This window comes from Novosphingobium oxfordense, assembly GCF_044029435.1.
Lineage (GTDB): Bacteria > Pseudomonadota > Alphaproteobacteria > Sphingomonadales > Sphingomonadaceae > Novosphingobium.
Genome location: NZ_CP147005.1, coordinates 3,255,673 through 3,279,749, shown reverse-complemented (window position 1 = coordinate 3,279,749; position 24,077 = coordinate 3,255,673). Strand labels below are relative to the sequence as shown.

The following is a 24,077-nucleotide window of genomic DNA, read 5'->3' as shown; positions in this document are numbered from 1 at the left end:
ACTGACATGACAATGAACGCGCCGCAGCGGCCTGTGGGAACCCCGAAAGGAAAGGGCCGCACCCTTGCGGGAGCGGCCCTTCATCTTTCACGAACGCGCTGCCGATCAGACGGCTTCGGCGCTTTCGTAGTACTTCGGCGCGTACTCGTTGAGGATCGCGAGGATCTTCTTGAGTGCGCCCTGTTCGTCGGTCTTTTCCATCGCCGCCAGCTCGCGGGCGAGGCGCGACGAAGCGGCCTCGAAGATCTGGCGTTCGGAATAGCTCTGTTCGGGCTGATCGTCGGCCCGGAACAGGTCGCGCGTCACTTCGGCGATCGACACGAGGTCGCCCGAATTGATCTTGGCTTCGTATTCCTGGGCGCGGCGCGACCACATGGTGCGCTTGACCTTGGGCTTGCCCTTGAGAGTGTCGAGTGCTTCGCGCAGAGTCTTGTCCGAGGACAGTTTGCGCATCCCGATCGCTTCCACTTTGTTCATCGGAACGCGCAGAGTCATGCGTTCCTTCTCAAACCGGAGCACGTAGAGTTCGAGCTGCATCCCGGCAATTTCCTGCTTCTGGAGCTCGATCACACGGCCCACGCCGTGCTTGGGATAAACGACGTAATCTCCAACATCGAAGGCATCGGCCTTGGTTGCCATTTATCGTCCTTTCACCTGCAGGTTCGTTGCCTTACCTACGGAGTGGGAGAAACCCGGGAGGTGCGACTATGGAAACGATACACGTCTCCGCCGCCCGGTCAGATAACTCTCCCAACCGTCTGCTTTCGAATCCTGCCTCGCAATGAAAATACCTGCCAAAACGGGCGGGGAGCCCGGGCAGTCGCGGGATTATATAGCACCGATGTGATAAAATTACCAGAGGCGTGCGTATAATTAACAGGTACCGCGCGCGCGGATTGCGACGCGGCACACGTTTGCACTGCAAGTCCCTCAGCCTAGGGGGAAACCGCTTTCCCTCCCAGCCCCTTCGGAAAGTGTCAGTCGCCTTCGCCGGGTTCGGGCGAAAAATATTTTTCGAACTTACCCTCTTCGCCGCGCATCTCGTCGGCGTCGGCGGGCGCGTCCTTCTTGGTGGTGAGGTTCGGCCATTCGGCAGAGTACTTGGCGTTGAGTTCCAGCCACTGCTCAAGACCGCTTTCGGTATCGGGCAGAATCGCTTCGGCCGGGCACTCAGGCTCGCAAACGCCGCAGTCGATGCACTCGCTGGGATTGATCACCAGCATGTTCTCGCCCTCGTAGAAGCAGTCCACGGGGCAGACTTCGACGCAATCCATGTACTTGCACCGGATGCAATTGTCGGTGACGACATAGGTCATGGCTGCGTATTCCTCTTAGACGGCGTCATTGCGGTTGGCCGCTGCTATGGGATCAGCGGGGGCGGCGTCAAGCACTCTATAGCATGCCTGGGCCTCCGGGGCCGGTCCCCTGCGGGTCGGAAGGGAAAGGATTTCTATCACCCTTGCACCCTCTGCTGTGGGCAGGGTCAGGATGTCTCCGGGCGACACTTTCTGATGCGCGCGTTCCACGCGGCGGCCATTGAGGCGCATATGGCCCGATTCCGCCAACACCTGCGCAATCGGCCGCGTCTTCGAGAGGCGCAGGAACCAGAGCAGCTTGTCCACTCTCATTCCGCGCATCCCGAAATCGGCATCAGCGCCCCCTGTCCGCGCCGATCAGCTCGCCCAGTGCGGCGAAGGCGCCGTCGGTGCGAACGGGCTGTGGACGCGTCTCTTCCGCCTGGCGGCGCGGTGGACGCCAGCGCCAGCGGACGGGGGCTGGCGGGCCATGCGCCGCTTCGGCCAGCGGGCGCGGCATTACCGGCTGGAAACCGGCAAGGCGCAGCAATCGGGCATAGCTGGATGTGGTCAGGCCCATCGACACCGCGCGTGCCGGATTGAGCGCGAAATCGCGCGAGGCAGGGCCGGTGCCGCGTGCCTCATGCGCTTCGCGCAACAGCTTTTCCGCCATGTCGAGCCGGATCAGCTGCTTGCCCAGGTTTCGATAACCGGGCGCGCGCTGGCGCTTGCCGGCATCCATGGCGGGGGGCATCGCCGGATCGGGATCGCCGCCCTGCGTCTGCTTGCCAGCCATTTTCGCCAGTTGGCGGTATAGCGTGATGGGGCCGGGGCGCAGCATTGCGGGCACGAAGAGATCGAGCGCGCCCACGCGCACGCCGAGGCGGGCGAGCATGGTGCGGCGATTCTTGTCCAGCCGGTCCACGGCCGTATCTTCGCGTGCGATCATGCCGCCGCAGTCGACCAGCGTGATCAGCAGCGCGCGCAAGTCCGGCCCGGCATCTTCGGCGCGGCTGGCTTCGTCCAACTTGCCGAGCGGGGCGAGCGGTTCGAGCGCCGCGATCAGCCAGGCTTCGAGCGCGGCGACCAGCGCCTTGCGCGAAGGGGCGGGAATGGCATCGAGCACGCGATCGGGCACCAATACGGGTGCAAGCAGCGAGCGACCGGCGGAAAGCGAGGCGATCTTTTCGCCTTCCCACCGCAGTTCGCCCGCTTCCAGCGAGAGTGTTGCGGTGCCTTCGTGAATCGCTGCAGCCAGTTCATCGGCGCGCTTTTGCAGCAACGCAGGCAAATGCCGTTCGGCGGCCGCCAGCAGCAGCTTGCGATCGGTGAGCCGCGTGCCGGGATCGACCTGGAACGCAAAACCGCGCAGCGAGCCAATATGCTCGCCTTCCACCAGCACTTCCTCGTCTGCCAGACGGACCGAGAGCAGTCCGGCATCGGGACCGAGTTTCTTCATGAGCACGGCAGTCCTGCGGTTGATGAAACGTTCGGTAAGCTTGCCATGAAGCGCATCGGAAAGCCGCGCCTCTACCGCCCGGGCGCGCGCCGCCATCTCATCGCGGGCGAGCACCCAGTCGGGGCGCTGGGCGATATAGGCCCATGAACGGATTGCGGCAATCCGCCCTTGCAGGGTGTCGATATCGCCGCCGGTGCGGTCCAGCTGGGCGATCTGCTGCGCCATGTAGTCGGCGCCGAGTTCGCCCTGCCGCAAGTCCTGCCACAGCCGGGCGACGAAGCGGGCGTGCGTTTCCGAACCCTGCTGGCGGAAATCGGGCAGGCGGCAGACGTCCCAGAACCGCGCCACTTGCGCATGGCCGCGCACGGTGCCGCCGACATCGGGATCGTCGGCAAGGCGCTTCAGCACAGCCAGGTCGATGGCTTCGGGCGCAGGGGCCAGTTCGGGGCGTTCGGGCGGGGCTTCCAGATCGGCGATCAGCGTGGCCAGATCGTCGAAGCGCGGTTCGGGCTCGCGCCAGAACAGCTTGGTCAACGGCGGGAAGCGATGCTCCTCGATCGCGTAGACTTCTTCCGGTTCGAATTCGGAATCGTGTCCGCCCGATCCGGTGAGCGTGCCGAATGTGCCGTCGGTCTGGTGGCGGCCGGCGCGTCCGGCGATCTGCGCCATTTCTGCCGTGGTAAGCCGGCGGTGGCGGCGGCCGTCGTACTTGGAGAGCCCGGCGAAGGCGACATGCTGCACGTCGAGGTTGAGGCCCATGCCGATGGCGTCGGTGGCGACGAGGTAGTCGACCTCTCCCGATTGGTAGAGTTCCACTTGGGCATTGCGCGTCTGCGGGCTGAGCGCGCCCATGACCACGGCGGCGCCGCCTCGGAAACGGCGCAGCATTTCAGCGATCGCGTAGACTTGCTCGGTGGAGAAGGCGACGATCGCGCTGCGCGGCGGAATCCGGCTGAGCTTCTTGGCGCCGACGTGCGAGAGCGTGGAAAAGCGCGGGCGCGAGATCACCTCGACTCCCGGCACCAGCGCCTTGACCAGCGGCTCGATCGTTGAGGAGCCGAGGATCATCGTCTCTTCCCGGCCGCGGGCGTGGAGCAGGCGGTCGGTGAAGACGTGGCCGCGTTCCCGATCGGCGGCCAGCTGCGCCTCGTCGATGGCTACGAAGGCCAGGCTGCGGTCGGTGACCGGCATCGCCTCTGCCGTGCAGAGCAGGTAGCGGGCGTTCTTCGGCTCGATCCGTTCCTCGCCGGTGATCAGCGCGACGCTGTTCTCGCCCTTGATCTTGCAGACGCGGTCATAGACCTCTCGCGCCAGCAGGCGGAGCGGGAAGCCGATGGCGCCACTGGAATGGGCACAAAGCCGCTCGATGGCGAGGTGGGTCTTGCCGGTGTTCGTTGGGCCGAGCACCGCCTTTACCCCACTGGGAGCGTCGTTTCGCGACGAGGCATGCGGCTTGTGAAACATTACCCCCTAGATTTGGCATCCCACCCGGGCGCCCGCAAGACTCGGCTCGCCGAAAAACGGGTCAGAAATCCACAGCGTTAGGTAGCAATTAACCTTAAGCGGGCAGGACATGTGCCCGAGGGCCCGTGTGGGGGCCGCTGGAATGCCCCTGATTCTGCCGCCATCGGAGCTTCTCCGATCGCTGACGGAGTGGGGCAAGGCGCATGGCCGTGCGCCGCGTAAAAGGGACGGGCATCTGTTCAAGGCACTTGAACATGGCGGGGAAATCGCAGCGGGCGAGGGGGGCGGACACGTTGCCGCGCTTTCGCACGCGCAAGTCGTTCCCGAGCCGGCCGCGCCTGAATCGCCCGCACGTGAATTGCCGGCGCAATCAAAGCCACGCCTGACAGATCGGATCGAAGGCTGGAAACGCGATATCGAGCATTGGTGCCATCGCGTGGAGATCGCGCCCGATCTCGCCTGCGATATCGGTAGCCGCCGCTGGCTGCGCGGTATGGCGACGATGTTGGGCCTGTCCGTGGCGGCATGCGCGTTCTGGCCCGATTTCTCGACAGTGGAGGCTGCCACCACCGCGCCGCTGGCCGCGCGCGAGCGCGACGAATTCCGCAGCCAGACGATCGCTCCGCTGGCGCTGGGCGCCGATGCCGGGCGTCACATGGGGGCCAGCCCGCTGGTGCGCCCGCTGGGCAGCGTGCCGGAGCGACCCAGTGTCGATCTGGTCGCCACCCTGGGGCAGGGCGACAGCTTCGCGCGGATGCTTGAGCGGATTGGCGTTGGTGGTGACGATGCCGTCCGCATTGGCACATTGGTCGGTCAGGCTGTTCCGCTCGACCAGATCGAGCCGGGCACCCAGTTCGACGTGACTCTGGGCGGCCGTCCGGTTCCCGGTGCGGCGCGTGCGTTGACCGCGATGAACTTCCGCGCGCGCTTCGACATGGACCTATCGGTCCAGCGGGGAGCGGCTGGCCTTTCGCTGGTGCGCCATCCGATTCATGTCGATGAGACGCCGCTGCGTATTCGCGGCACGGTGGGTTCCAGCCTCTATCGTTCTGCCCGCAATGCCGGTGCGCCGATTGCCGCCATTCAGGCCTACCTTCAGGCCATCGACAAATACGTCAGCCTTGAAAGCGATATCCGCGCCAATGACGCGTTCGATATCGTCGTGGCCTACAAGCGATCCGCCAAGGGCGAACGGCAGGTCGGCAACTTGCTCTACGCGGGGCTGGAGCATGACGGCAAACCGCGTGTGCAGCTGCTGCGCTGGGGGCAGGACGGCGAGATGGTCGCTGGCGCAGGGCTGACCGAATCCTCCACCACGACTCCCGGAATGCCAGTAGCGGGGCACATGACCTCCCCCTATGGCATGCGCCGCCATCCGATCCTGGGATACGTGCGCATGCATGCCGGCATCGACTTCGGCGCGGCCTATGGCTCGCCGATCTATGCGGTGGCCGATGGCGTGGTCAGCTTCTCCGGCCGTCATGGTGGCCACGGCAACTATGTGCGGATCGAACATGGCGGCGGCCTCGGCACCGGCTATGGCCATATGAGTCGCATCGCGGTTTCCGCCGGCAGCCGCGTGCGTGCCGGGCAGGTGATCGGCTATGTCGGATCGTCCGGCCTCTCGACCGGGCCGCATCTCCATTTCGAAGCCTATCGCGGTGGACAGACGATCAACCCGACCGGGCTGCGCTTTGTTTCGGGGCCCCGGATCGACGGCAAGGAAAAGAACGCTTTCGACGCGCGAATGAAGGCGCTGCTGAACGTGCAGCCGGGCGAGGCATTGGGATCGATGGCGCCGGCGATGAATGCATCGCCCAGCACCCTGCGCGAGATCGACCGGCTGGAGCCCAAGACGCTCTGACTCTTGGCATGCATGCCGCACAAGCGGTCTTGCGGCCTTGGACAGTCCGTCACATTGAACCGCCTGGCATTTTCCGGCAATCACACCGGCCATGACCGGAGCATATCCCCACACCCGCCTGCGCCGCGCGCGCGCCACGGCCTGGAGCCGCGCCATGCACCGCGAAACGGTGCTGACCCCAGCCGACCTGATCTGGCCGGTCTTCGTGACCGAGGGAGAGGGCGTGGAACAGCCGATTGCCTCGCTGCCCGGCGTGTCGCGCTGGTCGGTGGACTTGCTGGTCGAACGTGCGCGCGAAGCGGCCGATCTGGGCATTCCCTGCCTGGCGCTGTTCCCCGATACCCAGCCCGAACGCCGCAGTGACAATGGGGCCGAAGCGCTCAATCCAGACAACCTCATGTGCCGTGCCCTGCGCGCCATCCGCGCCGAACTGGGCGACCGCATCGGACTGCTGACCGACGTGGCGCTCGATCCCTATACCAGCCACGGGCAGGACGGGCTGGTCGATGAAAACGGCTATGTGCTGAATGACGAGACGGTGGAAGTGCTTGTCGGCCAGGCGTTGAATCAGGCCCGCGCCGGCGCTGACATCATCGCCCCGTCTGACATGATGGACGGCCGCATCGGCGCGATCCGCGATGCGCTGGAGGATGAGGGCTTCGTCAACGTCCAGATCATGAGCTACGCCGCCAAGTACGCCTCTGCCTTCTACGGCCCGTTCCGCGATGCGGTGAACACGCGCGGGCTGCTGAAGGGCGATAAGAAGACCTACCAGATGGACCCCGCCAATGCCGAGGAGGCGCTGCGCGAGGTGGAGATGGATCTGGCCGAAGGCGCGGACAGCGTGATGGTCAAGCCGGGCCTGCCCTATCTGGATATCGCGCGCCGGGTGAAGGAAACCTTCGAGGTTCCGGTCTTCGCCTATCAGGTGTCCGGCGAATACGCGATGATCGAGGCGGCGGTGGCAGCCGGCGCGGCGGATCGCGATGCGATGGTGCTGGAAACGCTCTTGGCCTTCAAGCGCGCGGGCTGTTCGGGCGTGCTGACCTACCACGCCGTCCACGCCGCGCGCCTCTTGCAGAAGTGACGTCATGACGGACTTTCGCGTCGAGACCGATCGGCTGGTGCTGCGCAATTGGCAGCCGGGGGACATCGCGCGCTTCGCGGCGGTGACCAACAATCCGGATGTCATGCGCTGGCTGGGTGGGGTGATGGACGCGGAGCGGCTGGCCCAGTCCGAAGGCCGGATGATCGGCTTTCACGAAAGCTATGGCCACACGTTCTGGATCGTCGAGCGCAAGGCCGATGGCGGCCATCTCTCGGGCGAGATGCTGGGCTTCTGCGGGCTCAAGAAGATCGATGCGCCGGGGGCTTCGTTCCCTGGCGAGTTCGAGATCGGCTGGCGCATGCGCACCGATGCCCACGGCAAGGGCTATGCCAAGGAAGCGGCGATCGCCTCGCTCGATGCCGGGTTCAGCCGGTTCGGCGCGGAAGAGATCTATGCGATCACGGTGATCGAGAACGAGCCGAGCTGGGGCCTGATGCGCCGGCTGGGCATGCGGCGGCGGGAGGATCTCGATTACGACGATCCGCGCTTTGAGCCGCCGCTGCGGCATACGATCGTCTATTCGATCATCCGCGACGAATGGGCCGCGCAGCCGCGCTGATTGCGTCGGCAGGGAGAGATATAATGAATCGCACCGACATCACCGTGGCCGCCTTCAAGGGCAAGGCGCCGCGGATTCATTCCAGCGCCTTCATCGCGCCGGGCTGCCGGATCATCGGCGATGTGGAGATCGGGCCGGACGTCAGCATCTGGTACAACTGCGTGATCCGCGCCGATGTGAATCGCGTGGTGATCGGCGCGCGGACCAATGTGCAGGACGGCTCCGTAATTCACTGCGACAGCCCCAAGCCCTCGCGCCCCGAAGGCTATCCGACGCTGATCGGTGAGGATGTGCTGATCGGGCATTTGGCGATGGTGCACGGCTGCACGCTGGAGGATCGCGCCTTCGTCGGCCTTGGCGCGATCGTCATGGATGGCAGCTACATTGAATCGGATGGCATGCTGGCTGCCGGTGCGCAACTGACCGGCAAGCGCATCGGCGCGCGCCAGCTCTGGATGGGCCGCCCGGCAAAGTATCTGCGCGATCTGGACGACGCGACGATGGCCGCTAACCAGGCCGGCGTGCAGGCCTATGTCGAACGCGGCCGCGAACATGCCGAGGCACTGGGCTTGTAAGACGGATGGCCAAGCCGAAAGCCGCGTTACCCTCCGCCGATGAAGTGAGAACGCTGATCGACGCCGATCAGCGGCTGGCGGTACGCGTTACGCCCGGCGCTAAAGTGGAGGGTGCGGAAATCGTCGAAGGTCGGCTTCTGGTGAAAGTACGTGCCAAGCCCGAAGACGGCAAGGCGAACGAGGCAGTGCGGAGCTTGCTCGCGGCGGCGCTGCAGCTGGCTCCGTCGCGAATCGTGTTGTTGCGCGGCGCAACTTCACGCGAAAAGCAGTTCACGATCACGCTGTAGCCCGCGCAATGCGGTAGCCGGCAAAGGTAGTCGCTATGCCGCAGGCCACGGCCAGCAGTAGACTCGCAGGCCCAAATGCCAGGAACAGTGTGGCGCCCAGCGCGGCCCCGCAGGTGAGGGCCAGCCAAAGCCCAATGAACGCGCCCAGGCCCTCCTCACGCCGGCCGGTGATTATCCCGCCAAGGCCCTGTCCGATCCGCACCAACGCTCCGGTCAGGTAAGTGAGGGCGACTGGTGTTTCGCCTTGCCGAAGCGCGGTATTGAGTGCGCCCATGGCCAGTACCAGCGCCGCCATCATCGCGGGTTCATGCCCGGTCACCGCCACAAGCGTTCCGATCGCGAGCAGAAGAGTGACCAGCCCCAGCACGGCGGGCTTTCGCCACCGTCCCGCATGCTCGGCAACGATGTGACCCAGCGCGACGCCCAGCACGAAGCCGAGAATCAACGATGCGGGAATCGCTGCCCGTGGCGTGTCGGCGATAAGCTCGGTCCCCAGCCGCGTGGTATTGCCCGACATGAACGAGACGAAATAGCGATCGGCGGAGAGGAACCCCACGGCATCGACGTAGCCGGCCAGCCCGGCAAGAGCAGTGGCAAGCAGGCGGCGGGGAGGATCGAGCCGATTCACCCGCGAACGATAGCGGCTGGAATCGGCCCTAGCGACCCATTCCGCGCGCCATGCGGGAAAGCACGTCGGTCATGGCCCGCGCGATATGGGCCGGTTCCGGGGCGACATCGGCAATCGCGCGAGTCATGGCATCGGCCCATTGCCCGGCGGTCTGGCTGTCGATGGGAAAATCCTTGTGCAGGCTCATCATGCATTTGCCGGGATTGGCTTCAAACCAGTCGCGCGGGCCGCCGGCCCAGCCGGTCAGGAAGCGCGAGAGTCCTGCGCGCATAGGTGCAAGGTCCTTGGCATGCATGGCGCGCAGTTCGGCATAGGCCGCGTCCTGCTCCATCAGGTCGTAGAAACGGTTGGCGATCGCTTCGAACACGAGCGCGCCGCCGATCAGGTCGTGCGGAGTCTGGGTGGTTTCGGTCGTCACGGGGCGATTCTCTCCGGCGCGCAAAAGGACATGCTGATGCGATAGCCGATCGGTTCCACGTGGAACTTGATGCGCGTCAATCCAGAACCATGGCGCGCAAGGTTTCGATGCGATCGGCCTCGTGCGCAGGCTTGTCGGCACGAATGCGGTGGATGCGGGGAAAGCGCATGGCAAGGCCGGACTTGTGTCGTTTGCTGAGGTGGACCGAATCGAAAGCCACTTCCAGTACCAGCGACTTGTCGGTTTCGCGCACCGGGCCGAAGCGATTCACTGTGTGGTTGCGGACATGGCGGTCCAGCCACTTCAGTTCCTCATCGGTGAATCCGAAGTAGGCCTTGCCCACGGGCAGCAGTTCTGCACCCGCATCCGGATCGCCGTCCCAGCAGCCGAACGTGAAGTCCGAATAGAACGAGGATCGCTTGCCGCTGCCGCGTTGGGCATACATCAGCACGCAGTCGATCAGCAGCGGATCGCGCTTCCACTTATACCACAACCCGGTCTTGCGCCCGGCCACATAGGGGCTGTCGCGCCGTTTGAGCATCACGCCTTCGATTGCATCCTCGCGCGCCCTTTCGCGGATAGCGGCGAGTTCGGCGAAATCGGCAGCGGGGATCACGGCGCTGAGGTCGAAGCGATGCGGATCGAGCCGGGCGATCAGCGCTTCCAACCGGGCGCGGCGTTCGCTCCAGGGCAGGGGGCGCAAGTCCGCGCCTTCCAGAATCAGTACGTCGTAGAGCCGCACGAAGGCCGGATATTCGGCCAGCATCTTTTTGGAGACGGTCTTGCGGCCCAGCCGCTGTTGCAGCGCATTGAAGCTGGCGGCACCGCCTTCCTCACGCCCCTGATGGGCACCGCGCACCAGCAGTTCACCATCGAGCACGGCATCGACATGGAGCGCCTCGGCAATCTCGGGAAAGCTGCCGGAGATGTCGTCGCCTGATCGCGAATAGACGCGGGTTTCTCCCTGCACGCGTACCACTTGCACGCGGATGCCGTCCCACTTCCATTCGGCGGCGAACTGGGTGAGGTCGAGTTCGGTCCCCTCCAGCGGATGCGCGAGCATGAAGGGGCGGAACAACGGCAAGTGCTCGGAAGAGGGGGCCTCTGCTCCGTGCGCAGCCCAGTCGAACAGCGCGAGATAGGGCGGGGCTTGGCCGTGCCAGTGCTCCTCCACATCCTCCACCGCCACATCGAAAGCATGCCCGAAGGCGGTCTTGGCCAGCCTTGCGGAAATGCCGATGCGCATGGCGCCGGTCGCCAGTTTCAGCAGGGCATAGCGTTCCTCGGCATCGAGCCGGTCAAGCAGGCGCGGCAGTTCGACCATGACATTGGCGCGAGTCATATGGGAGAGCGCGTCGACGGCTTCGGAAACGGTGGGTGGATCCTCGGCAGTGTCCGGGCCGGGCCAGAGCAGGCTGGCGGTTTCCGCGGTATCGCCCACGTAATCGCGACTGAGCGACCAGAGCACGGGATCGACGCGCTCGGTCATCAGGTTGCGGATCGTGGAACTTTTCACCGCCGGGAAGTCGAGGCCGTCGGTCAGGGCGGCGAGGGCCCAGCCGCGATCGGGGTCGGGCGTTTCGCGCAAGTAGTCGGCCAGCAGCTTCAGCTTCGCGTTGCGGCTGCGGGTATAGACCAGCGCGTCGAGGAGGGCGGCGAAGCGTCTCATGAATGGTTTGTTGAATCCGGGGTTCCGCCCAAACCTCGTCGTCCCCGCGAAGGCGGGGACCCCGCTTCCTTCTTTTCACACCGCCAGAAAAGCGGGGCCCCCGCCTTCGCGGGGGCGACGGAGTTCATGGGGCGTGCGTAGGATGAGGAGCGTACGGTCTGGGCCATCTCAATCATCCTCGTCCTCGTACCCCACCAGCGCGAGCGCGCGTGCTCGGCGTTGGTTCAATTCGCACCAGCGCAGCATCGCATCTTCGCGGCCGTGGGTGATCCAGGTCTCGCCCGGATTTACCTCGGTGATGGTCTGGGTCAGTTCGTCCCAATCGGCATGGTCGGAGATGATCAGCGGCAGTTCCACCATCCGTTGCCGCGCGCGCTGCCGCACGCGCATCCAGCCGGAGGCCATGGCGGTGATCGGATCGGGCAGGCGGCGGCTCCAGCGGTCGTTGAGCGCGGAGGGCGGGGCCACCACGATACGGCCGGCAAGCTCTGGCGTCTTGACGTCACTTACCAGCCGCAAGTCCCCCAGATCCACGCCGAAGCGGACATAGAGCCGGCACATCGCCTCCATCGCGCCGTGGAGATAGATCGGCTCCAGATGCCCAGCGCGGCGCAGTTCGGCGATCAGGCGCTGGGCTTTGCCCAAGGCATAAGCGCCGACCAGCACGCAGCGTTCGGGATTGGCGGAGAGGGCGGAGAGCAGCTTGGCGATCTCATGCTCGACAGGCGGATGGCGGAACACCGGCAGGGCGAAAGTCGCTTCGGTAACGAGCACGTCGCAGGGCACGACCTGGAAGGGCGGGCAGGTGGGATCGGGCCGGCGCTTGAAATCGCCGGTCACCACCACCCGCTCACCGGCATGTTCCAGCAGGATCTGCGCCGATCCCAGTACATGCCCGGCGGGAACAAAAGTGGCGGAAACGCCGCCGGGCAGCCGCACGGTCTCGCCATAGGCGGCTGGAATAGCGCCTTCGCTGGTGGCGTAGCGCAGTTCCATGATCGCCAGAGTCTCAGGCGTGGCGATCGTCTCGCCATGGCCGCCGCGCGCATGGTCTGAATGGCCATGAGTCACCAGCGCGCGGGGCACTGGGTGCGAAGGATCGATCCAGCAATCGGCGGGGACGACGTGGATGCCGTGCGGTTCGGGTCTGATCCAGGCGAAATCGCGGGCCATGAAAGGAAAATGGGGCGGAAACCTTGCGGTTCCCGCCCCATTTCTTCTTGAGTCGGTTCAGGCCTGCTCAGTCGTCGGCATTGGCTTCCGGCTGGTTGCCGGGCTTCTTGGCCGTCTTCTTCGCGGGCGCCTTCTTCTTGGCCTTCACAACCTTCGGCGCGGCGGGCGTCAGTTCGAAGCTGAGCGCGTCCTCCTTGACCGAGACGTGGACCTCGCCGCCGTGGGCCAGCTTGCCGAACAGCAGCTCTTCCGCCAGCGGCTGCTTGACCTTCTCCTGGATGACGCGGGCCATCGGTCGCGCACCGTAGAGCTTGTCGTAGCCGCGATGGCCCAGCCATTCGCGCGCGTCGGAATCGAACTGGATGTGGACGTTCTGGTCCGCCAGCTGGAGTTCCAGCTGCAGGATGAATTTGTCCACCACCCGGCTGATCGTTTCCTTGGCCAGATAGGCGAAGGGCACGATGGCATCGAGACGGTTGCGGAACTCGGGGCTGAACATCTGCTTCACTGCCTCGTCCCCGGCATCCGCCTTGGACGTGTCACCGAAACCGATGCCCTGCCGGGCCATGTCCGATGCGCCCGCGTTGGTGGTCATGATCAGGACCACGTTGCGGAAGTCCACGGTCTTGCCGTGGTGATCGGTCAGCTTGCCGTTGTCCATCACCTGCAGGAGGATGTTGAACAGATCGGGGTGCGCCTTTTCGATTTCGTCGAGAAGGAGCACGCAGTGCGGCTGCTGGTCCACCGCATCGGTGAGCAACCCGCCCTGATCGAAGCCGACATAGCCCGGAGGGGCACCGATCAGGCGGCTGACCGAGTGACGCTCCATATATTCGGACATGTCGAAGCGCTGGATCGGGATGCCCATGATCTGGGCCAACTGCTTGGCGACTTCGGTCTTGCCGACGCCGGTGGGCCCGGAGAACAGGAACGAGCCGATCGGCTTGTCCGGATCGCGCAGGCCGGCGCGGCTCAGCTTCATCGCGGTGGACAGCACCTCGATAGCCTTGTCCTGACCGAATACCACGCGCTTCAGATCGCGTTCGAGATTCTCGAGCGCCTTCTTGTCGTCCGAACTGACCGACTTGGGTGGGATGCGCGCCATCGTCGCGATCACCTGCTCGATTTCACGCGCGGTGATCGTCTTCTTGCGGCGGCTGGGCGGCACCAGCATCTGCATCGCGCCCACTTCGTCGATCACGTCGATCGCCTTGTCGGGCAGCTTGCGGTCGTTGATGTAGCGCGCCGAAAGCTCGACCGCGGTCTTGATCGCGTCCGGCGTGTACTTGACCTTGTGGTGTTCCTCGAACGCAGTGCGAAGGCCGCGCAGGATCTTGATCGTGTCCTCCACGGTGGGTTCGTTCACGTCGATCTTCTGGAACCGGCGCAGCAGGGCGCGGTCCTTCTCGAAGTGGTTGCGGAACTCCTTATAAGTGGTCGAACCGATGCAGCGGATCGTGCCGCCCGACAGTGCGGGCTTCAGCAGGTTCGATGCATCCATTGCGCCGCCGCTGGTGGCACCGGCGCCGATCACCGTGTGGATCTCGTCGATGAACAGGATCGCGTGCGGCATCTTCTCCAGTTCGGAGACGACTTGCTTCAGGCGTTCCTCGAAGTCGCCGCGATAGCGGGTGCCGGCCAGCAGCGAGCCCATGTCGAGCGAGTAGATCACCGCCTCGTTCAGAACTTCGGGCACTTCGCCTTCGACGATCTTGCGGGCCAGACCCTCGGCGATGGCGGTCTTGCCTACGCCGGGATCGCCCACATAGAGCGGGTTGTTCTTGGAACGGCGGCAGAGGATCTGGATCGTGCGGTCCACTTCGGGGCCGCGCCCGATCAGCGGGTCGACCTTACCCAGCAGCGCCTTCTCGTTGAGATTGACGGTGAACTGGTCGAGCGCCGAATCCTTCTTGTTGGCGTTCTTGGTCTCGGCCTTCTCCTCGGGTGCGGGGGCCTGTTCCTCGCTGCCCTTGGGGCTGCGTTCGTCCACGCGTTTACCGCCCTTGCCGATGCCGTGGCTAATGTAGCTGACGGCGTCCAGGCGGCTCATGTCCTGCTGCTGCAGGAAGTAGACGGCGTAGGAATCGCGCTCGGAAAACAGGGCGACCAGCACGTTGGCGCCGGTTACGGTGTCCTTGCCCGAGGACTGAACGTGCAGGATCGCGCGCTGGATTACCCGCTGGAAGCCGGCGGTGGGGGCGGGATCGCCCTTTTCCTCGGTCTTCAGCGACTGGTATTCCTGATCGAGATACTGGCGCACCACGTCACCGAGGTCGCCAAGATCCACGCCACATGCCTGCATCACCTGTGCCGCGTCCGGATCGTCGATCAGGGCGAGCAGCAGGTGCTCTAGCGTGGCGTACTCGTGGCTGCGCTCCGAAGCGTGCGAGAGCGCGGCATGTAAGGTCTTTTCTAGGCTTTGCGCGAAGCTGGGCATCTAGGAAACTTTCATGTGGGAGTGGGACTCTCCTTGAGGGGGAGCTTTGGAGGAAAACGGGTTTCAGGATTCATATAGGCACGTTCAGGACGGTTGCGAGGTGCGTGCCGCAAGATCGGATGCAACCTCGCGCCGGTCATGATGTCGACCCCGGATCTCGGGGTTTGAACAGGGCATCGGCGGCCAGCATGTGGGCCTGCGACGCGCGGCGATGCGCGCGGATGCGTTCGATTTCGGTTTCCAGAAGAACCACGCGTGCGTCGAGTTCATCCAGCGAATAGCGCTCCAGGCTTTCGCTGGCGAGAAGGCTGGCGGCTCCGAGTTCTACCTCGGGCGACCGCCGCCGCGGTCGATCATCATCGTCCATTGCATTGCAGCATCGGACGGTAGATGCGTGCTGTCAATGGCCTGAAATTATGTTCCCATCTATGGTGGGTCTGTGGCAACAGGACGCTTATGTTAGTTAACTCAGTTAAGCAGATGACCGCGATCGGCTTTGAAGTGCCGGGTGGTCCCGATGTGCTCAAGCCCGTAACTCTGCCGATTCCCGAGCCGGGACCGGGTGAAGTTCTGGTGAAGGTTGCCTTCGCCGGGGTTAACCGTCCCGATGTGGTGCAGCGGCAGGGCAAGTATCCGCCGCCGCCCGGCGCATCGCCGATTCCCGGGCTGGAAATTTCCGGCAAAGTCGCGGTGCTGGGACAGGGGGTGACCGAGTTCCTGCCCGGACAGGCGGTCTGCGCACTGGTCAGCGGCGGCGGCTATGCCGAATATTGTCTGGCCAAGGCGGCGCACTGCCTGCCGGTGCCGGAAGGGCTGGGGCTGGATGAGGCGGCGGCGTTGCCCGAAACGCTGTTCACCGTCTGGCACAATGTTTTCGAACGCGGCTATGCCCGCGATGGCGAGACGATGCTGGTCCATGGCGGCACCAGCGGAATCGGTACGATGGCGGCCATGCTCGGCCGCCATTTCGGCGTGACCGTGATCGTCACCTGCGGATCGCCCGAGAAGTGCGCGCGCGCACTGGAGATCGGCGCCGCCCATGCGATCGATTACAAGACCAGCGACTTCGTTGAGGAAGTGGCGCGAATCACGGAAGGCAGGGGCGTGGACCTCGTGCTCGACATGGTTGCGGGCGACTATGTAGCACGCAACCTCAAGTGCCTGGCGCCCGATGGCCGTCACGTCACGATCGCCGTGCAGGGCGGGGTCAAGGCAGAGATCAACATGGCGGTGGTCATGACCCGGCGCTACACGCTGACGGGATCGACGCTGCGCCCGCGCTCCGATGCTTTCAAGGGCCTGTTGGCACAGGAAATCCTCGCCAACGCCTGGCCGCTGGTGGAAGAGGGCGAGCTTCGCCCGGTGATGGATGCGTGTTTTCCGCTGGCCGAAGCGGCCGCAGCCCATGCCCGGATGGAAGCGGGCGACCACGTCGGGAAGATCGTTCTCAAGGTTTGAAGATGCGCGCTCACGCACTTTGATTACGCGCTTCGGCAAATCCAGACTCGTCACTGGTGATGGTTTTGCCAAGTCGTTTCAAAATCACGCGTGATCGAATTGCGAAAATCAAGGCTTGTGCTTGCCGAATCCGCAAAGTTTCCCTAAATCGGGCCCGAACGGCCGCTCCGCAAAGGGGCGGCCCTTATTGTTTCCGCCGGAGATAGAGACATGAGCCAGCCCACTCCGCTGATGCCGCACGCGACCGCCTCATGGCTGGTCGACAATACCGCGCTGACGTTTGAGCAGATTGCCGAGTTCTGCGGTCTGCACATGCTTGAAGTGCAGGCAATGGCCGACGATCTGACTTCGGCCAAGTACACCGGCCGCGATCCGGTCCGCTCTGGTGAGCTGACCATGGAAGAGATCGACAAGGGTCAGGCGAATCCCGAGTACAAGCTGCGTATGCACCGCGCGCCGGTGAACGTCAGCCGTACCAAGGGCCCGCGCTACACCCCGGTGTCGAAGCGTCAGGACAAGCCGGACGGCATCGCCTGGATCCTGCGCAACCATCCGGAAGTTTCGGACGCGCAGATCGGCAAGCTGATCGGCACCACGCGCAACACCATCGCCGCGATCCGCGACCGTTCGCACTGGAACATCGCCAACATCACGCCGAAGGATCCGGTTACGCTGGGTCTCTGCTCGCAGCGCGAACTGGACTTCATCGTCTTCAAGGCCGCCAAGAAGGCCGGCATCGAGGACGATGGCCAGAGCGATGAGCGTCTGGTCGATGATCGCGAAGCGCTGATCGAGGAACTGCGTGCAGAGCGCGAAGCCGCTACCCGCGCCGCTTCGGAAGCCGCGCAGGAAGCCGAAGTTGCCGCATGGCTTCAGGCCAAGCGCGCTGCCGAGGCTGCGGAAGAGCAGGGCGAGTAATCGCCCAACCTTCCCGGCTCAGGGATAACAAAGCCCCGCGACGACTGGTTCGTCGCGGGGCTTTTTGTTTGTGCGGCGAGAATCAGCCTCGATAGGCGCGTTGAGCCTCATACCTATCGGCACAATCAACCGCGTCGTCCCCACGAAGGCGGGGATCCCGTTTCCCTTGGATACCCACACGGCGGCCCAAACGAGGACATGCCCGCAGGTCCCCCACGAGCGTTGTAGCTATCACAATGTCGGAAAGGCTCTCGACCATCGCCATGTGCGATCGGGCCATAAAAAAGAGCAGGGGGCACGCGGCCCCCTGCTCAATTCATAATCAAACGCTGAAAATTACTCGGCCGGAACCAGCGTGCTCTCATCGGTGAGCTGTGCGATCGCGGGCGGGACCTGCCCACCGTTCGGGTTCAGGCGGCCTTCAAGGCGGGCACCCTGCTCGATGGTGAGCGCGTCGTAGGCAACATCGCCCTCGATCCGCGCGGTGCGCAGGATCACGACTTCGCGGGCAGAGATGGTACCGCGAACGGTTCCGGCAATGCGCACGGATTCGGCGCTGATGCCGCCGGCGATCTCGCTGGCGTCACCCTGGATCAGCGATTTGCAGGCGATGTCCCCGGTGACGCGGCCCTCGACGTGAAGGTCGACGGAGGCTTCGATGTTGCCGGTAACGGCAGTGTCTGCGCCGAGCACCGAAAAGCTGGTGGCGCCGGTGCGGGCGGTGGAGGTCGAAAAGGTCTTGGCCATGGCGTTATCGGGCTTCTTGCTGAACATTATGGGCGGCCTCGAGGAATGTGCGCGGGTTCATGGGCCGGTTGTTGATGCGCACCTCGAAATGGAGATGCGGGCCAGTTGACCGGCCGGTCGAGCCCATTGCGGCGATACGGGTTCCGCCGTCGACGAGTTGGCCGGGGCGGACGTTGAAGCCGGAAAGATGGCCGTAGCGGGTCATCAAACCATTGCCGTGGCTGATCTCCACGCAGTTGCCGTAACCCTGGCGCTGACCGACGAACGTCACGCGGCCCTTGGCGGCGGCATAGATCGGCGAGCCCATCGGCCCCGGGAAGTCGAGCCCGGCGTGGAACGCGGCGCCGCCGGTGAAGGGGTCTGCGCGATAGCCGAAGCTGGACGAGACGTAGGCGACATGCGCGGGGCTGACCTGCGGGATCGAAGCGAGCCCGTTCTCCAGCGCATCCATGCGGGCCAGGCTCTGACCCAGGCGCTGGAAGCGCGGATCGATCGAGCCGTCGGCGGCAGTCGCCAGCTTTTCGAGCGGACCACCCTCTGCGGCGCGGTTGCCGGCGGCGATCGAATTGGGATTGAGGCCCAGCTTGCGGATGGTGTCGGCCGTTGCGGCCGCGCGGCGATCGGCATAGCGGGTCAGGCGTTCGACGAAGGCGAGCTGTTCGGCCTCGATGCCGGCAAGCTTGCCCGCTTCGGGAACCGCCAGGCTGACCTTCTTCACCGTCTCTGCAGTTTCGGCAGTGCTGTCGGTGACGGTCTCGCCGGCCTTCTGGTCTTCCGGAAGATCGCCGATGTGCGCTTCGACCATGGTTTCGATGAACTTCTGGCGGCGGGCCAGATCGTCCACGGTGCCGTTCAGATTGTTGCGATACTGCTGCACGCGGCTTTCGGCCGTGGCGACCTTGGCTTCGCGCATACGCAGAAGGACGTGGTCGCTGGTCGCGCTGAACTGCGACACGGCGACAGCGCCCATCGATACGCACCATGCGCCCAGCAGCGCGGCACAAGTGCCGGCGGCCACTTTCTGCATTCGCGACGAAATGCGGATAAAGCGGACTTGCCCCTGCGAGCGCATGATGAACTCGCGTTCAGGAAAGGCCGCCTGGAGGCGCGATTTAAGCGCTCCGGCAGATATGAACTTCAAAACGACCCCGCTTAGAAATCTTATGTCCTAACCCCGGCGGCCGGGTAGCAGGGGAGGGGGGCAAAGGCGAATCGACTCGCCGTGGTTGGTTGCAAAAACGGGATGAGTCGGAGCTTGGCTGCGATGAACTGAGGGAACGGTTGCGCATTTGCGGTGAACCGTTTCGCGAAAATTGGCCCGATTCGCGGTTTCAAAGCCTTGAATTCATGCGAAAGTTTGAGTGAATCCAAGCTTAACGCCATTCTTGACGGCGAGGCAACGGTTGCATGACATACATCGAAAGTGGGCCTTGCGTTCGTTTCGTCGCATCGGTGACAGGCTTGCGCAACAATGCTAGGCGGCGCCTATGACCGAGCAGACTATTCTTGCCCCTCAAGCGGCTGCCGAGACGCCGGAAGCGCTTGTGGCCCGTCTTGCGCAGGCCGGCCGTGCCGCCCAGCGCGAACTGGCGAAGATGAGCGATGCGCAGAAGGCCCAGGCCCTGCGCGCCGCCGCTGACGAACTGCGCAAGGCTGAGCCAGCGATCCTGGACGCCAATGCCAAGGACATCGCTGCCGGCGAAGCGAAGGGGCTGACCGGTGCGATGCTCGACCGGCTGCGGCTCGATTCCGCGCGGCTGGCCGGGATCGCGGATGCCGTTGAGCAAGTGGCGGGGCTGGCCGATCCGGTGGGCGAAGTGCTTTCCACCAGCGAGCGGCCCAACGGCCTTCAGCTTTCGCGCGTACGCATTCCGATCGGCTTGATCGGCATCATCTACGAAAGCCGCCCGAACGTAACCGCCGATGCCGCCGCGCTTTGCCTGCGTTCGGGCAACGCTGCGCTGCTGCGTGGCGGCAGCGAGGCGCTACATTCCAATCGCGCGATCATGGCAGCCATGGTGGCGGGGCTGACTCAAGCTGGTGTGCCGGAAGCGGCGATCCAGTTGATGCCGACGCAGGACCGCGCGGCGGTGGGTGCCATGCTGACGGCAGCGGGCCTGATCGACATGATCGTGCCGCGCGGCGGCAAGAGCCTGGTCGCGCGCGTGCAGGCCGATGCACGGGTGCCGGTGCTCGCCCACCTCGACGGCATCTGCCACACTTATGTCCACGCGGCCGCTGGTCCGGAGATGGCCGTGCGCCTGGCCCTCAATGCCAAGATGCGCCGCACTGGCATCTGCGGATCGATGGAGACGCTGCTGCTCGATACGCAGTTCCAGGCTTCCGAAGATGTCGTGCGCGGCTTGCTTGAAGTCGGGTGCGAACTGCGCGGCGATGCCCGTGCGCAGGCGCTCGATCCGCGAATTCTGCCGGCGACGGCTGAGGATTGGGATACCGAGTATCTCGATGCCGTGCTTTCGGTGGCGGTGGTCGATGGGCTGGATGCCGCGCTGGATCACATTGCCGCGCATTCCTCGCACCACACCGACGTGATCGTCACCGAGGATGCGGCGGTTGCGGAACGCTTCCTGGCCGAAGTCGACAGCGCCATCGTCATGGTCAATGCCTCCAGCCAGTTCGCCGATGGCGGTGAATTCGGGCTCGGCGCGGAGATCGGCATTGCCACCGGCCGGCTGCACGCGCGCGGCCCGGTCGCGCTGGAGGGGCTCACCACGTACAAGTGGCTGGTGCGCGGAACCGGGCAGGCCCGACCCTGACGAATCGATCTATGCGTAACGGGCCGATCACCGGCCTGCTGGGTGGCAGCTTCAACCCGGCTCATGGCGGCCATCGGCGCATCACCCTGTTCGCGGCCGATGCGCTGGGGCTGGACGAGGTGTGGTGGCTGGTATCGCCCGGCAATCCGCTGAAGCCGAAAGCCGGGATGGCGCCATTGGCGGCGCGCGTCGCTTCGGCCAAGAAACAGGCGCGGCGCGCGCGAATCCGGGTGACCGCGATCGAGCGCGAATTCGGCACCTTATACACCGTGGAAACCCTGCGCGTGCTGCTCCGCCGCTATCCGCGAAGGCGCTTCGTGTGGTTGATGGGGGCCGATAATCTGGCGCAATTTCACCGGTGGAAGGGCTGGCGCGACATCGCCCGACTCATGCCGATTGCGGTAATTGCCCGTCCGGGGTATGATGGCGATGCCTTCGCGAGCCCCGCGATGGCCTGGTTGGGAAGATTCCGGAGATCCCAGACCAGCCTTCGCAGTCCGGAAAGGTGGAGCGCACCTGCGCTGGTGACATTGCGATTCGACCCCGATGCGCGGTCGGCCACGGCGATCCGCCAGGCCGATCCGGAGTGGGCCCGGAAGTCTATGGAACGACTTTCGCGTGCAAACTCCATTCGAGATGGTGTCACGTACCACCGCATCCCCGGACATGCAGCGTGAGCAGGGGCTTCGCCTTTCTCTCGCACGTCCGCATACCGAAAATAAGATTGCAACTGGCGGCGTGCCCTGCACCCTGCCCCATGCGATCGTGAGAAAGGAGCAGTAACCCACTAAGATGCCACAGGCACAGATACAGCCGGATCAAACCGGCGCCACGCCCCCGGCCATTGTCGAGTCCGACGACCCGCAATTGGCCCTCGTCCTGCAGAGCCTCGACGACGATCAGGCGCAGGACATTGTAACCATCGACCTCGAAGGCAAATCGAGCATCGCCGAATACATGGTGATCGCATCGGGCCGTTCGACCCGCCAGGTGGCGGCGATGGCACAGAAACTTGGCGAACGACTGAAACAAGGCGGTTTCGGCCATTCCCGCGTCGAAGGCCTGCCCGCAGCCGACTGGGTGCTGGTGGATGCCGGCGGCGTAGTCGTCCACCTCTTCCGTCCGGAAGTGCGCAGCTTCTACAATCTTGAGCGTATGTGGGGCTTCGACGGTCCCTCTGGTGCCGCTTAAGATCGGACGCTGAAAGGATGACCCGGCCGCGACGGTGGCCGGGACTCTGAACCGGTAACGGCGCGCAGGCTGCGCGCCGCTGCGGTTTGGTCAAGATCTGGATATGCGGTGGGGCTTGCGCACCCTGCGCCGTGAGGCGATGGAGAGTGATGCTTCTCCACGTCATCGCCCGCGGCAAGATCGCCCGCTCGCCAGAGGCCGAGCTGCTCGATCGCTATGCCAAGCGTATCACCTGGCCTTTCAAACATTCTGAACTGCCCGATGTCGGCGGGAAAGTGCCGCCGCCCGTGCAGACTCCGGTCCGCGAAGTGCTGCTGGATGAGCGCGGCAAGCTGATGAGTTCGGAGGAATTCGCCGAACTGCTCGGCCGCTGGCGTGACGAAGGCGTGCGCGAATGCCGTTTCCTGATCGGTGCGGCGGACGGTCATGGCGACGAGGCCCGCGCCCAGGCCGATCACTTGCTTTGCTTCGGCCGCATGACCTGGCCGCACCTGATGGTGCGGGCGATGCTGGCTGAGCAGTTGTGGCGCGCCACCGCGATTCTCGCCGGGCATCCCTATCATCGCTCGGGGTGAGGGCGGGGCGAGTTCTCCAGCGAATGAGTCGAACCTGATTCCCTGGCGAATGACCCAGACCTGCCTCAGGCGTTCAACCAGAAGACTTCCAAATAAAACGCCGTCGTCCCCGCGCAGGGGGGGACCCCGCTTTTGGGGATGGAAGCGGGACCCCCGCCTACGCGGGGGCGACGGAGTGATGCTGAGCACTCGCGCGCGTGATTCTGACTGTGGCGCCGATGGGCGTTCTCCAGGCTCGAAACCCCTCTGGCCATGACCCCATCCGGCGCGCATAACCCCTGCCGATGCCAGCGATTTCCGGTCCCGGCCTTTGGGCGCTTGTCCTGTCCGCCGTCGCGATGACGGCGATCGTCGGGGTGCGTTATCTCGCCACGTCTGGATTGTTCGCGTGGATCACTACGCGCGTGCGGCCCGGGCTCTATCGCGGAATGAACCGGCAGATTCGGGCCGAAATCGGCTGGTCGCTGGCCTCCAGCGCGATCTACGGTATTCCGGCCGGCGTCGTCGCATGGGGCTGGCAAGCGCGCGGCTGGACGAGGATCTATACCGATCCGATCGGCTGGCCGCTGTGGTGGATGCCGCTTTCGCTGCTGGCCTACCTGTTCCTGCACGATACCTGGTTTTACTGGACCCACCGCTGGATGCACTGGCCGAAGGTGTTCCGGATCATGCACGGCGTCCACCACGCCAGCCGCCCGCCAACGGCTTGGGCGGCGATGAGCTTTCACCCGCTGGAGGCCGTGACGGGCGCGATCGTGATTCCGGCGCTGGTCTTCTTCGTGCCGATTCACGTCGCCGTGCTGGGATTGGTGCTGACGATCATGACGGTGATGGGCATCGCCAACCACATGGGGTGGGAGATGTTTCCGCGCCGCTTCGTAGAATCGGGGCTCGGCCACTGGCTGATCACCGCCAGCCATCATCACCGCCATCACGAGTCCTATCGATGCAACTACGGCCTCTACTTCCGGTTCTGGGATCATCTTTGCGGCACCGATCGCGGCATCTCGCAGCCCTGACGGCCTGTGCGGCGATGCTGTGCGGGGCTTCGTCTCCGCAGGCCGATGTTTCGGCGACGATCACTGGTCTGCGCTCGCAGAAAGGCAACGTGCTGGCATGCCTGACGGCGAATCCGCGCACCTTTCCCGGTTGCAAGGACGATCCGCAGGCACGCAAACTGACGGTGCCGGTGGCCGGGCTCAGCCATCTCGATTTCGGGGCGATACCTGAGGGACGCTATGCCATTTCGTTGATTCATGATGAGAACGGCAATGGCCGGCTCGATACCGCGCTGGCGATCCCGCGGGAGGGCTTCGGATTTTCCCGCGATGCGCCGGTGCATTTCGGGCCGCCAAGCTTCGACAAGGCCGCCTTCGTCGTGGGCGCGGAGCCGGTGCGCCTCGAAATCCGGATGCGATATCTGCTTTAGCGCTGCGGCGGGCCTTGCTGCGCATATCCGGCGCGCCTAACCCTTA

The 24,077-nt window shown here is 64.6% G+C and carries 25 protein-coding genes; 13 read left to right on the top strand and 12 right to left on the bottom strand.

Annotated features, from left to right (window positions below):
- Nucleotides 1-105: 105 nt before the first annotated feature.
- The 4 genes from WBP07_RS15615 to WBP07_RS15600 all read right to left on the bottom strand — a co-directional run bounded on the left by WBP07_RS15615 (nt 106) and on the right by WBP07_RS15600 (nt 4,218).
- Nucleotides 106-639 carry a CarD family transcriptional regulator gene (locus WBP07_RS15615; RefSeq protein ID WP_142636627.1) on the bottom strand — a complete coding sequence of 178 codons (534 nt, stop codon included), beginning with the start codon at nt 637-639 and terminating at the stop codon, nt 106-108.
- 338 nt (nt 640-977) lie between these two features.
- A complete protein-coding gene (gene fdxA / locus WBP07_RS15610) occupies nt 978-1,316 on the bottom strand; it encodes a ferredoxin FdxA (RefSeq protein WP_395329738.1) in 339 nt (112 codons plus the stop codon).
- Nucleotides 1,317-1,331: 15 nt separating this feature from the next.
- The gene (locus WBP07_RS15605) at nt 1,332-1,628 is read right to left on the bottom strand and encodes an RNA-binding S4 domain-containing protein (protein WP_395392438.1); all 297 of its coding nucleotides are present in this window, start codon (nt 1,626-1,628) and stop codon (nt 1,332-1,334) included.
- Between the two features lie 22 nt (nt 1,629-1,650).
- The gene (locus WBP07_RS15600) at nt 1,651-4,218 is read right to left on the bottom strand and encodes a helicase-related protein (RefSeq protein ID WP_395392436.1); all 2,568 of its coding nucleotides are present in this window, start codon (nt 4,216-4,218) and stop codon (nt 1,651-1,653) included.
- Between the two features lie 142 nt (nt 4,219-4,360).
- Between WBP07_RS15600 and WBP07_RS15595 the strand changes: the two genes are divergently transcribed.
- From WBP07_RS15595 to WBP07_RS15575, 5 genes are all read left to right on the top strand, one after another.
- Nucleotides 4,361-6,082, top strand: coding sequence for a M23 family metallopeptidase (locus WBP07_RS15595; protein WP_395392434.1), 1,722 nt, complete (start codon nt 4,361-4,363; stop codon nt 6,080-6,082).
- Nucleotides 6,083-6,173: 91 nt separating this feature from the next.
- Entirely contained in the window at nt 6,174-7,169 is a 996-nt protein-coding gene (hemB, locus tag WBP07_RS15590) for a porphobilinogen synthase (protein ID WP_395392432.1), read from the top strand.
- 4 nt (nt 7,170-7,173) lie between these two features.
- Nucleotides 7,174-7,749: a GNAT family N-acetyltransferase gene (locus tag WBP07_RS15585; protein WP_395392430.1), complete on the top strand. Its 576-nt coding sequence runs from the start codon at nt 7,174-7,176 to the stop codon at nt 7,747-7,749.
- A gap of 23 nt (nt 7,750-7,772) precedes the next feature.
- Nucleotides 7,773-8,324, top strand: a complete 552-nt coding sequence (locus tag WBP07_RS15580; RefSeq protein WP_395392429.1) for a gamma carbonic anhydrase family protein — start codon at nt 7,773-7,775, stop codon at nt 8,322-8,324.
- A 5-nt stretch (nt 8,325-8,329) separates the two neighbouring features.
- The gene (locus WBP07_RS15575) at nt 8,330-8,611 is read left to right on the top strand and encodes a DUF167 domain-containing protein (RefSeq protein WP_395392427.1); all 282 of its coding nucleotides are present in this window, start codon (nt 8,330-8,332) and stop codon (nt 8,609-8,611) included.
- On the opposite strand, the gene WBP07_RS15570 is transcribed toward WBP07_RS15575, so the two are convergent.
- The 6 genes from WBP07_RS15570 to WBP07_RS15545 all read right to left on the bottom strand — a co-directional run bounded on the left by WBP07_RS15570 (nt 8,601) and on the right by WBP07_RS15545 (nt 15,303).
- Nucleotides 8,601-9,239, bottom strand: a complete 639-nt coding sequence (locus WBP07_RS15570) for a YoaK family protein (RefSeq protein ID WP_395392425.1) — start codon at nt 9,237-9,239, stop codon at nt 8,601-8,603. The two genes, WBP07_RS15575 and WBP07_RS15570, sit on opposite strands and share 11 nt — an antisense overlap.
- A gap of 28 nt (nt 9,240-9,267) precedes the next feature.
- Entirely contained in the window at nt 9,268-9,657 is a 390-nt protein-coding gene (locus tag WBP07_RS15565; protein WP_395392424.1) for a group II truncated hemoglobin, read from the bottom strand.
- A 76-nt stretch (nt 9,658-9,733) separates the two neighbouring features.
- The gene (locus WBP07_RS15560; protein ID WP_395392423.1) at nt 9,734-11,326 is read right to left on the bottom strand and encodes a cisplatin damage response ATP-dependent DNA ligase; all 1,593 of its coding nucleotides are present in this window, start codon (nt 11,324-11,326) and stop codon (nt 9,734-9,736) included.
- Between the two features lie 168 nt (nt 11,327-11,494).
- Nucleotides 11,495-12,499: a ligase-associated DNA damage response exonuclease gene (locus WBP07_RS15555; protein WP_395392421.1), complete on the bottom strand. Its 1,005-nt coding sequence runs from the start codon at nt 12,497-12,499 to the stop codon at nt 11,495-11,497.
- Nucleotides 12,500-12,566: 67 nt separating this feature from the next.
- Nucleotides 12,567-14,936, bottom strand: coding sequence for an ATP-dependent Clp protease ATP-binding subunit ClpA (gene clpA, locus WBP07_RS15550; protein WP_395392419.1), 2,370 nt, complete (start codon nt 14,934-14,936; stop codon nt 12,567-12,569).
- Nucleotides 14,937-15,072: 136 nt separating this feature from the next.
- Nucleotides 15,073-15,303 carry a DUF1192 domain-containing protein gene (locus WBP07_RS15545; protein WP_395392417.1) on the bottom strand — a complete coding sequence of 77 codons (231 nt, stop codon included), beginning with the start codon at nt 15,301-15,303 and terminating at the stop codon, nt 15,073-15,075.
- Between the two features lie 113 nt (nt 15,304-15,416).
- Between WBP07_RS15545 and WBP07_RS15540 the strand changes: the two genes are divergently transcribed.
- Nucleotides 15,417-16,394: an NAD(P)H-quinone oxidoreductase gene (locus WBP07_RS15540; RefSeq protein ID WP_395392415.1), complete on the top strand. Its 978-nt coding sequence runs from the start codon at nt 15,417-15,419 to the stop codon at nt 16,392-16,394.
- 210 nt (nt 16,395-16,604) lie between these two features.
- Nucleotides 16,605-17,312 (top strand): DUF1013 domain-containing protein, encoded by a 708-nt coding sequence (locus tag WBP07_RS15535; RefSeq protein ID WP_395392413.1) that lies wholly within the window; start codon nt 16,605-16,607, stop codon nt 17,310-17,312.
- A gap of 336 nt (nt 17,313-17,648) precedes the next feature.
- Here the strand turns inward: WBP07_RS15535 and WBP07_RS15530 are convergent, their stop codons facing one another.
- Nucleotides 17,649-18,059: a polymer-forming cytoskeletal protein gene (locus tag WBP07_RS15530; RefSeq protein WP_395395807.1), complete on the bottom strand. Its 411-nt coding sequence runs from the start codon at nt 18,057-18,059 to the stop codon at nt 17,649-17,651.
- 4 nt (nt 18,060-18,063) lie between these two features.
- Nucleotides 18,064-19,131, bottom strand: coding sequence for a M23 family metallopeptidase (locus WBP07_RS15525; RefSeq protein WP_395392411.1), 1,068 nt, complete (start codon nt 19,129-19,131; stop codon nt 18,064-18,066).
- Between the two features lie 415 nt (nt 19,132-19,546).
- Between WBP07_RS15525 and WBP07_RS15520 the strand changes: the two genes are divergently transcribed.
- The 6 genes from WBP07_RS15520 to WBP07_RS15495 all read left to right on the top strand — a co-directional run bounded on the left by WBP07_RS15520 (nt 19,547) and on the right by WBP07_RS15495 (nt 24,031).
- Nucleotides 19,547-20,836 (top strand): glutamate-5-semialdehyde dehydrogenase, encoded by a 1,290-nt coding sequence (locus WBP07_RS15520; RefSeq protein WP_395392409.1) that lies wholly within the window; start codon nt 19,547-19,549, stop codon nt 20,834-20,836.
- Nucleotides 20,837-20,847: 11 nt separating this feature from the next.
- Nucleotides 20,848-21,513 carry a nicotinate-nucleotide adenylyltransferase gene (locus tag WBP07_RS15515; protein ID WP_395392408.1) on the top strand — a complete coding sequence of 222 codons (666 nt, stop codon included), beginning with the start codon at nt 20,848-20,850 and terminating at the stop codon, nt 21,511-21,513.
- A gap of 115 nt (nt 21,514-21,628) precedes the next feature.
- Nucleotides 21,629-22,027, top strand: a complete 399-nt coding sequence (gene rsfS / locus WBP07_RS15510) for a ribosome silencing factor (protein WP_395392406.1) — start codon at nt 21,629-21,631, stop codon at nt 22,025-22,027.
- 149 nt (nt 22,028-22,176) lie between these two features.
- Nucleotides 22,177-22,602, top strand: coding sequence for a 23S rRNA (pseudouridine(1915)-N(3))-methyltransferase RlmH (locus tag WBP07_RS15505; protein WP_395395806.1), 426 nt, complete (start codon nt 22,177-22,179; stop codon nt 22,600-22,602).
- Nucleotides 22,603-22,886: 284 nt separating this feature from the next.
- Nucleotides 22,887-23,621: a sterol desaturase family protein gene (locus WBP07_RS15500; protein ID WP_395392405.1), complete on the top strand. Its 735-nt coding sequence runs from the start codon at nt 22,887-22,889 to the stop codon at nt 23,619-23,621.
- 14 nt (nt 23,622-23,635) lie between these two features.
- Entirely contained in the window at nt 23,636-24,031 is a 396-nt protein-coding gene (locus WBP07_RS15495) for a DUF2141 domain-containing protein (RefSeq protein ID WP_395392403.1), read from the top strand.
- The last annotated feature ends 46 nt before the right edge of the window (nt 24,032-24,077 follow it).

Bases quoted from the DNA above. Each gene is read 5' to 3' on its own strand.
- WBP07_RS15525 (WP_395392411.1), bottom strand. From the start codon at position 19,131: ATGCGCTCGCAGGGGCAAGTCCGCTTTATCCGCATTTCGTCGCGAATG.
- WBP07_RS15585 (WP_395392430.1), top strand. From the start codon at position 7,174: ATGACGGACTTTCGCGTCGAGACCGATCGGCTGGTGCTGCGCAATTGG.
- WBP07_RS15500 (WP_395392405.1), top strand. From the start codon at position 22,887: ATGCCAGCGATTTCCGGTCCCGGCCTTTGGGCGCTTGTCCTGTCCGCC.
- WBP07_RS15505 (WP_395395806.1), top strand. From the start codon at position 22,177: ATGCTTCTCCACGTCATCGCCCGCGGCAAGATCGCCCGCTCGCCAGAG.
- WBP07_RS15535 (WP_395392413.1), top strand. From the start codon at position 16,605: ATGAGCCAGCCCACTCCGCTGATGCCGCACGCGACCGCCTCATGGCTG.
- WBP07_RS15515 (WP_395392408.1), top strand. From the start codon at position 20,848: ATGCGTAACGGGCCGATCACCGGCCTGCTGGGTGGCAGCTTCAACCCG.
- WBP07_RS15615 (WP_142636627.1), bottom strand. From the start codon at position 639: ATGGCAACCAAGGCCGATGCCTTCGATGTTGGAGATTACGTCGTTTAT.
- WBP07_RS15560 (WP_395392423.1), bottom strand. From the start codon at position 11,326: ATGAGACGCTTCGCCGCCCTCCTCGACGCGCTGGTCTATACCCGCAGC.
- WBP07_RS15555 (WP_395392421.1), bottom strand. From the start codon at position 12,499: ATGGCCCGCGATTTCGCCTGGATCAGACCCGAACCGCACGGCATCCAC.
- hemB (WP_395392432.1), top strand. From the start codon at position 6,174: ATGACCGGAGCATATCCCCACACCCGCCTGCGCCGCGCGCGCGCCACG.
- WBP07_RS15540 (WP_395392415.1), top strand. From the start codon at position 15,417: ATGACCGCGATCGGCTTTGAAGTGCCGGGTGGTCCCGATGTGCTCAAG.
- WBP07_RS15605 (WP_395392438.1), bottom strand. From the start codon at position 1,628: ATGAGAGTGGACAAGCTGCTCTGGTTCCTGCGCCTCTCGAAGACGCGG.
- WBP07_RS15520 (WP_395392409.1), top strand. From the start codon at position 19,547: ATGACCGAGCAGACTATTCTTGCCCCTCAAGCGGCTGCCGAGACGCCG.
- clpA (WP_395392419.1), bottom strand. From the start codon at position 14,936: ATGCCCAGCTTCGCGCAAAGCCTAGAAAAGACCTTACATGCCGCGCTC.
- rsfS (WP_395392406.1), top strand. From the start codon at position 21,629: ATGCCACAGGCACAGATACAGCCGGATCAAACCGGCGCCACGCCCCCG.
- WBP07_RS15575 (WP_395392427.1), top strand. From the start codon at position 8,330: ATGGCCAAGCCGAAAGCCGCGTTACCCTCCGCCGATGAAGTGAGAACG.
- WBP07_RS15600 (WP_395392436.1), bottom strand. From the start codon at position 4,218: ATGTTTCACAAGCCGCATGCCTCGTCGCGAAACGACGCTCCCAGTGGG.
- WBP07_RS15530 (WP_395395807.1), bottom strand. From the start codon at position 18,059: ATGGCCAAGACCTTTTCGACCTCCACCGCCCGCACCGGCGCCACCAGC.
- WBP07_RS15595 (WP_395392434.1), top strand. From the start codon at position 4,361: ATGCCCCTGATTCTGCCGCCATCGGAGCTTCTCCGATCGCTGACGGAG.
- WBP07_RS15580 (WP_395392429.1), top strand. From the start codon at position 7,773: ATGAATCGCACCGACATCACCGTGGCCGCCTTCAAGGGCAAGGCGCCG.
- fdxA (WP_395329738.1), bottom strand. From the start codon at position 1,316: ATGACCTATGTCGTCACCGACAATTGCATCCGGTGCAAGTACATGGAT.
- WBP07_RS15545 (WP_395392417.1), bottom strand. From the start codon at position 15,303: ATGGACGATGATGATCGACCGCGGCGGCGGTCGCCCGAGGTAGAACTC.
- WBP07_RS15495 (WP_395392403.1), top strand. From the start codon at position 23,636: ATGCTGTGCGGGGCTTCGTCTCCGCAGGCCGATGTTTCGGCGACGATC.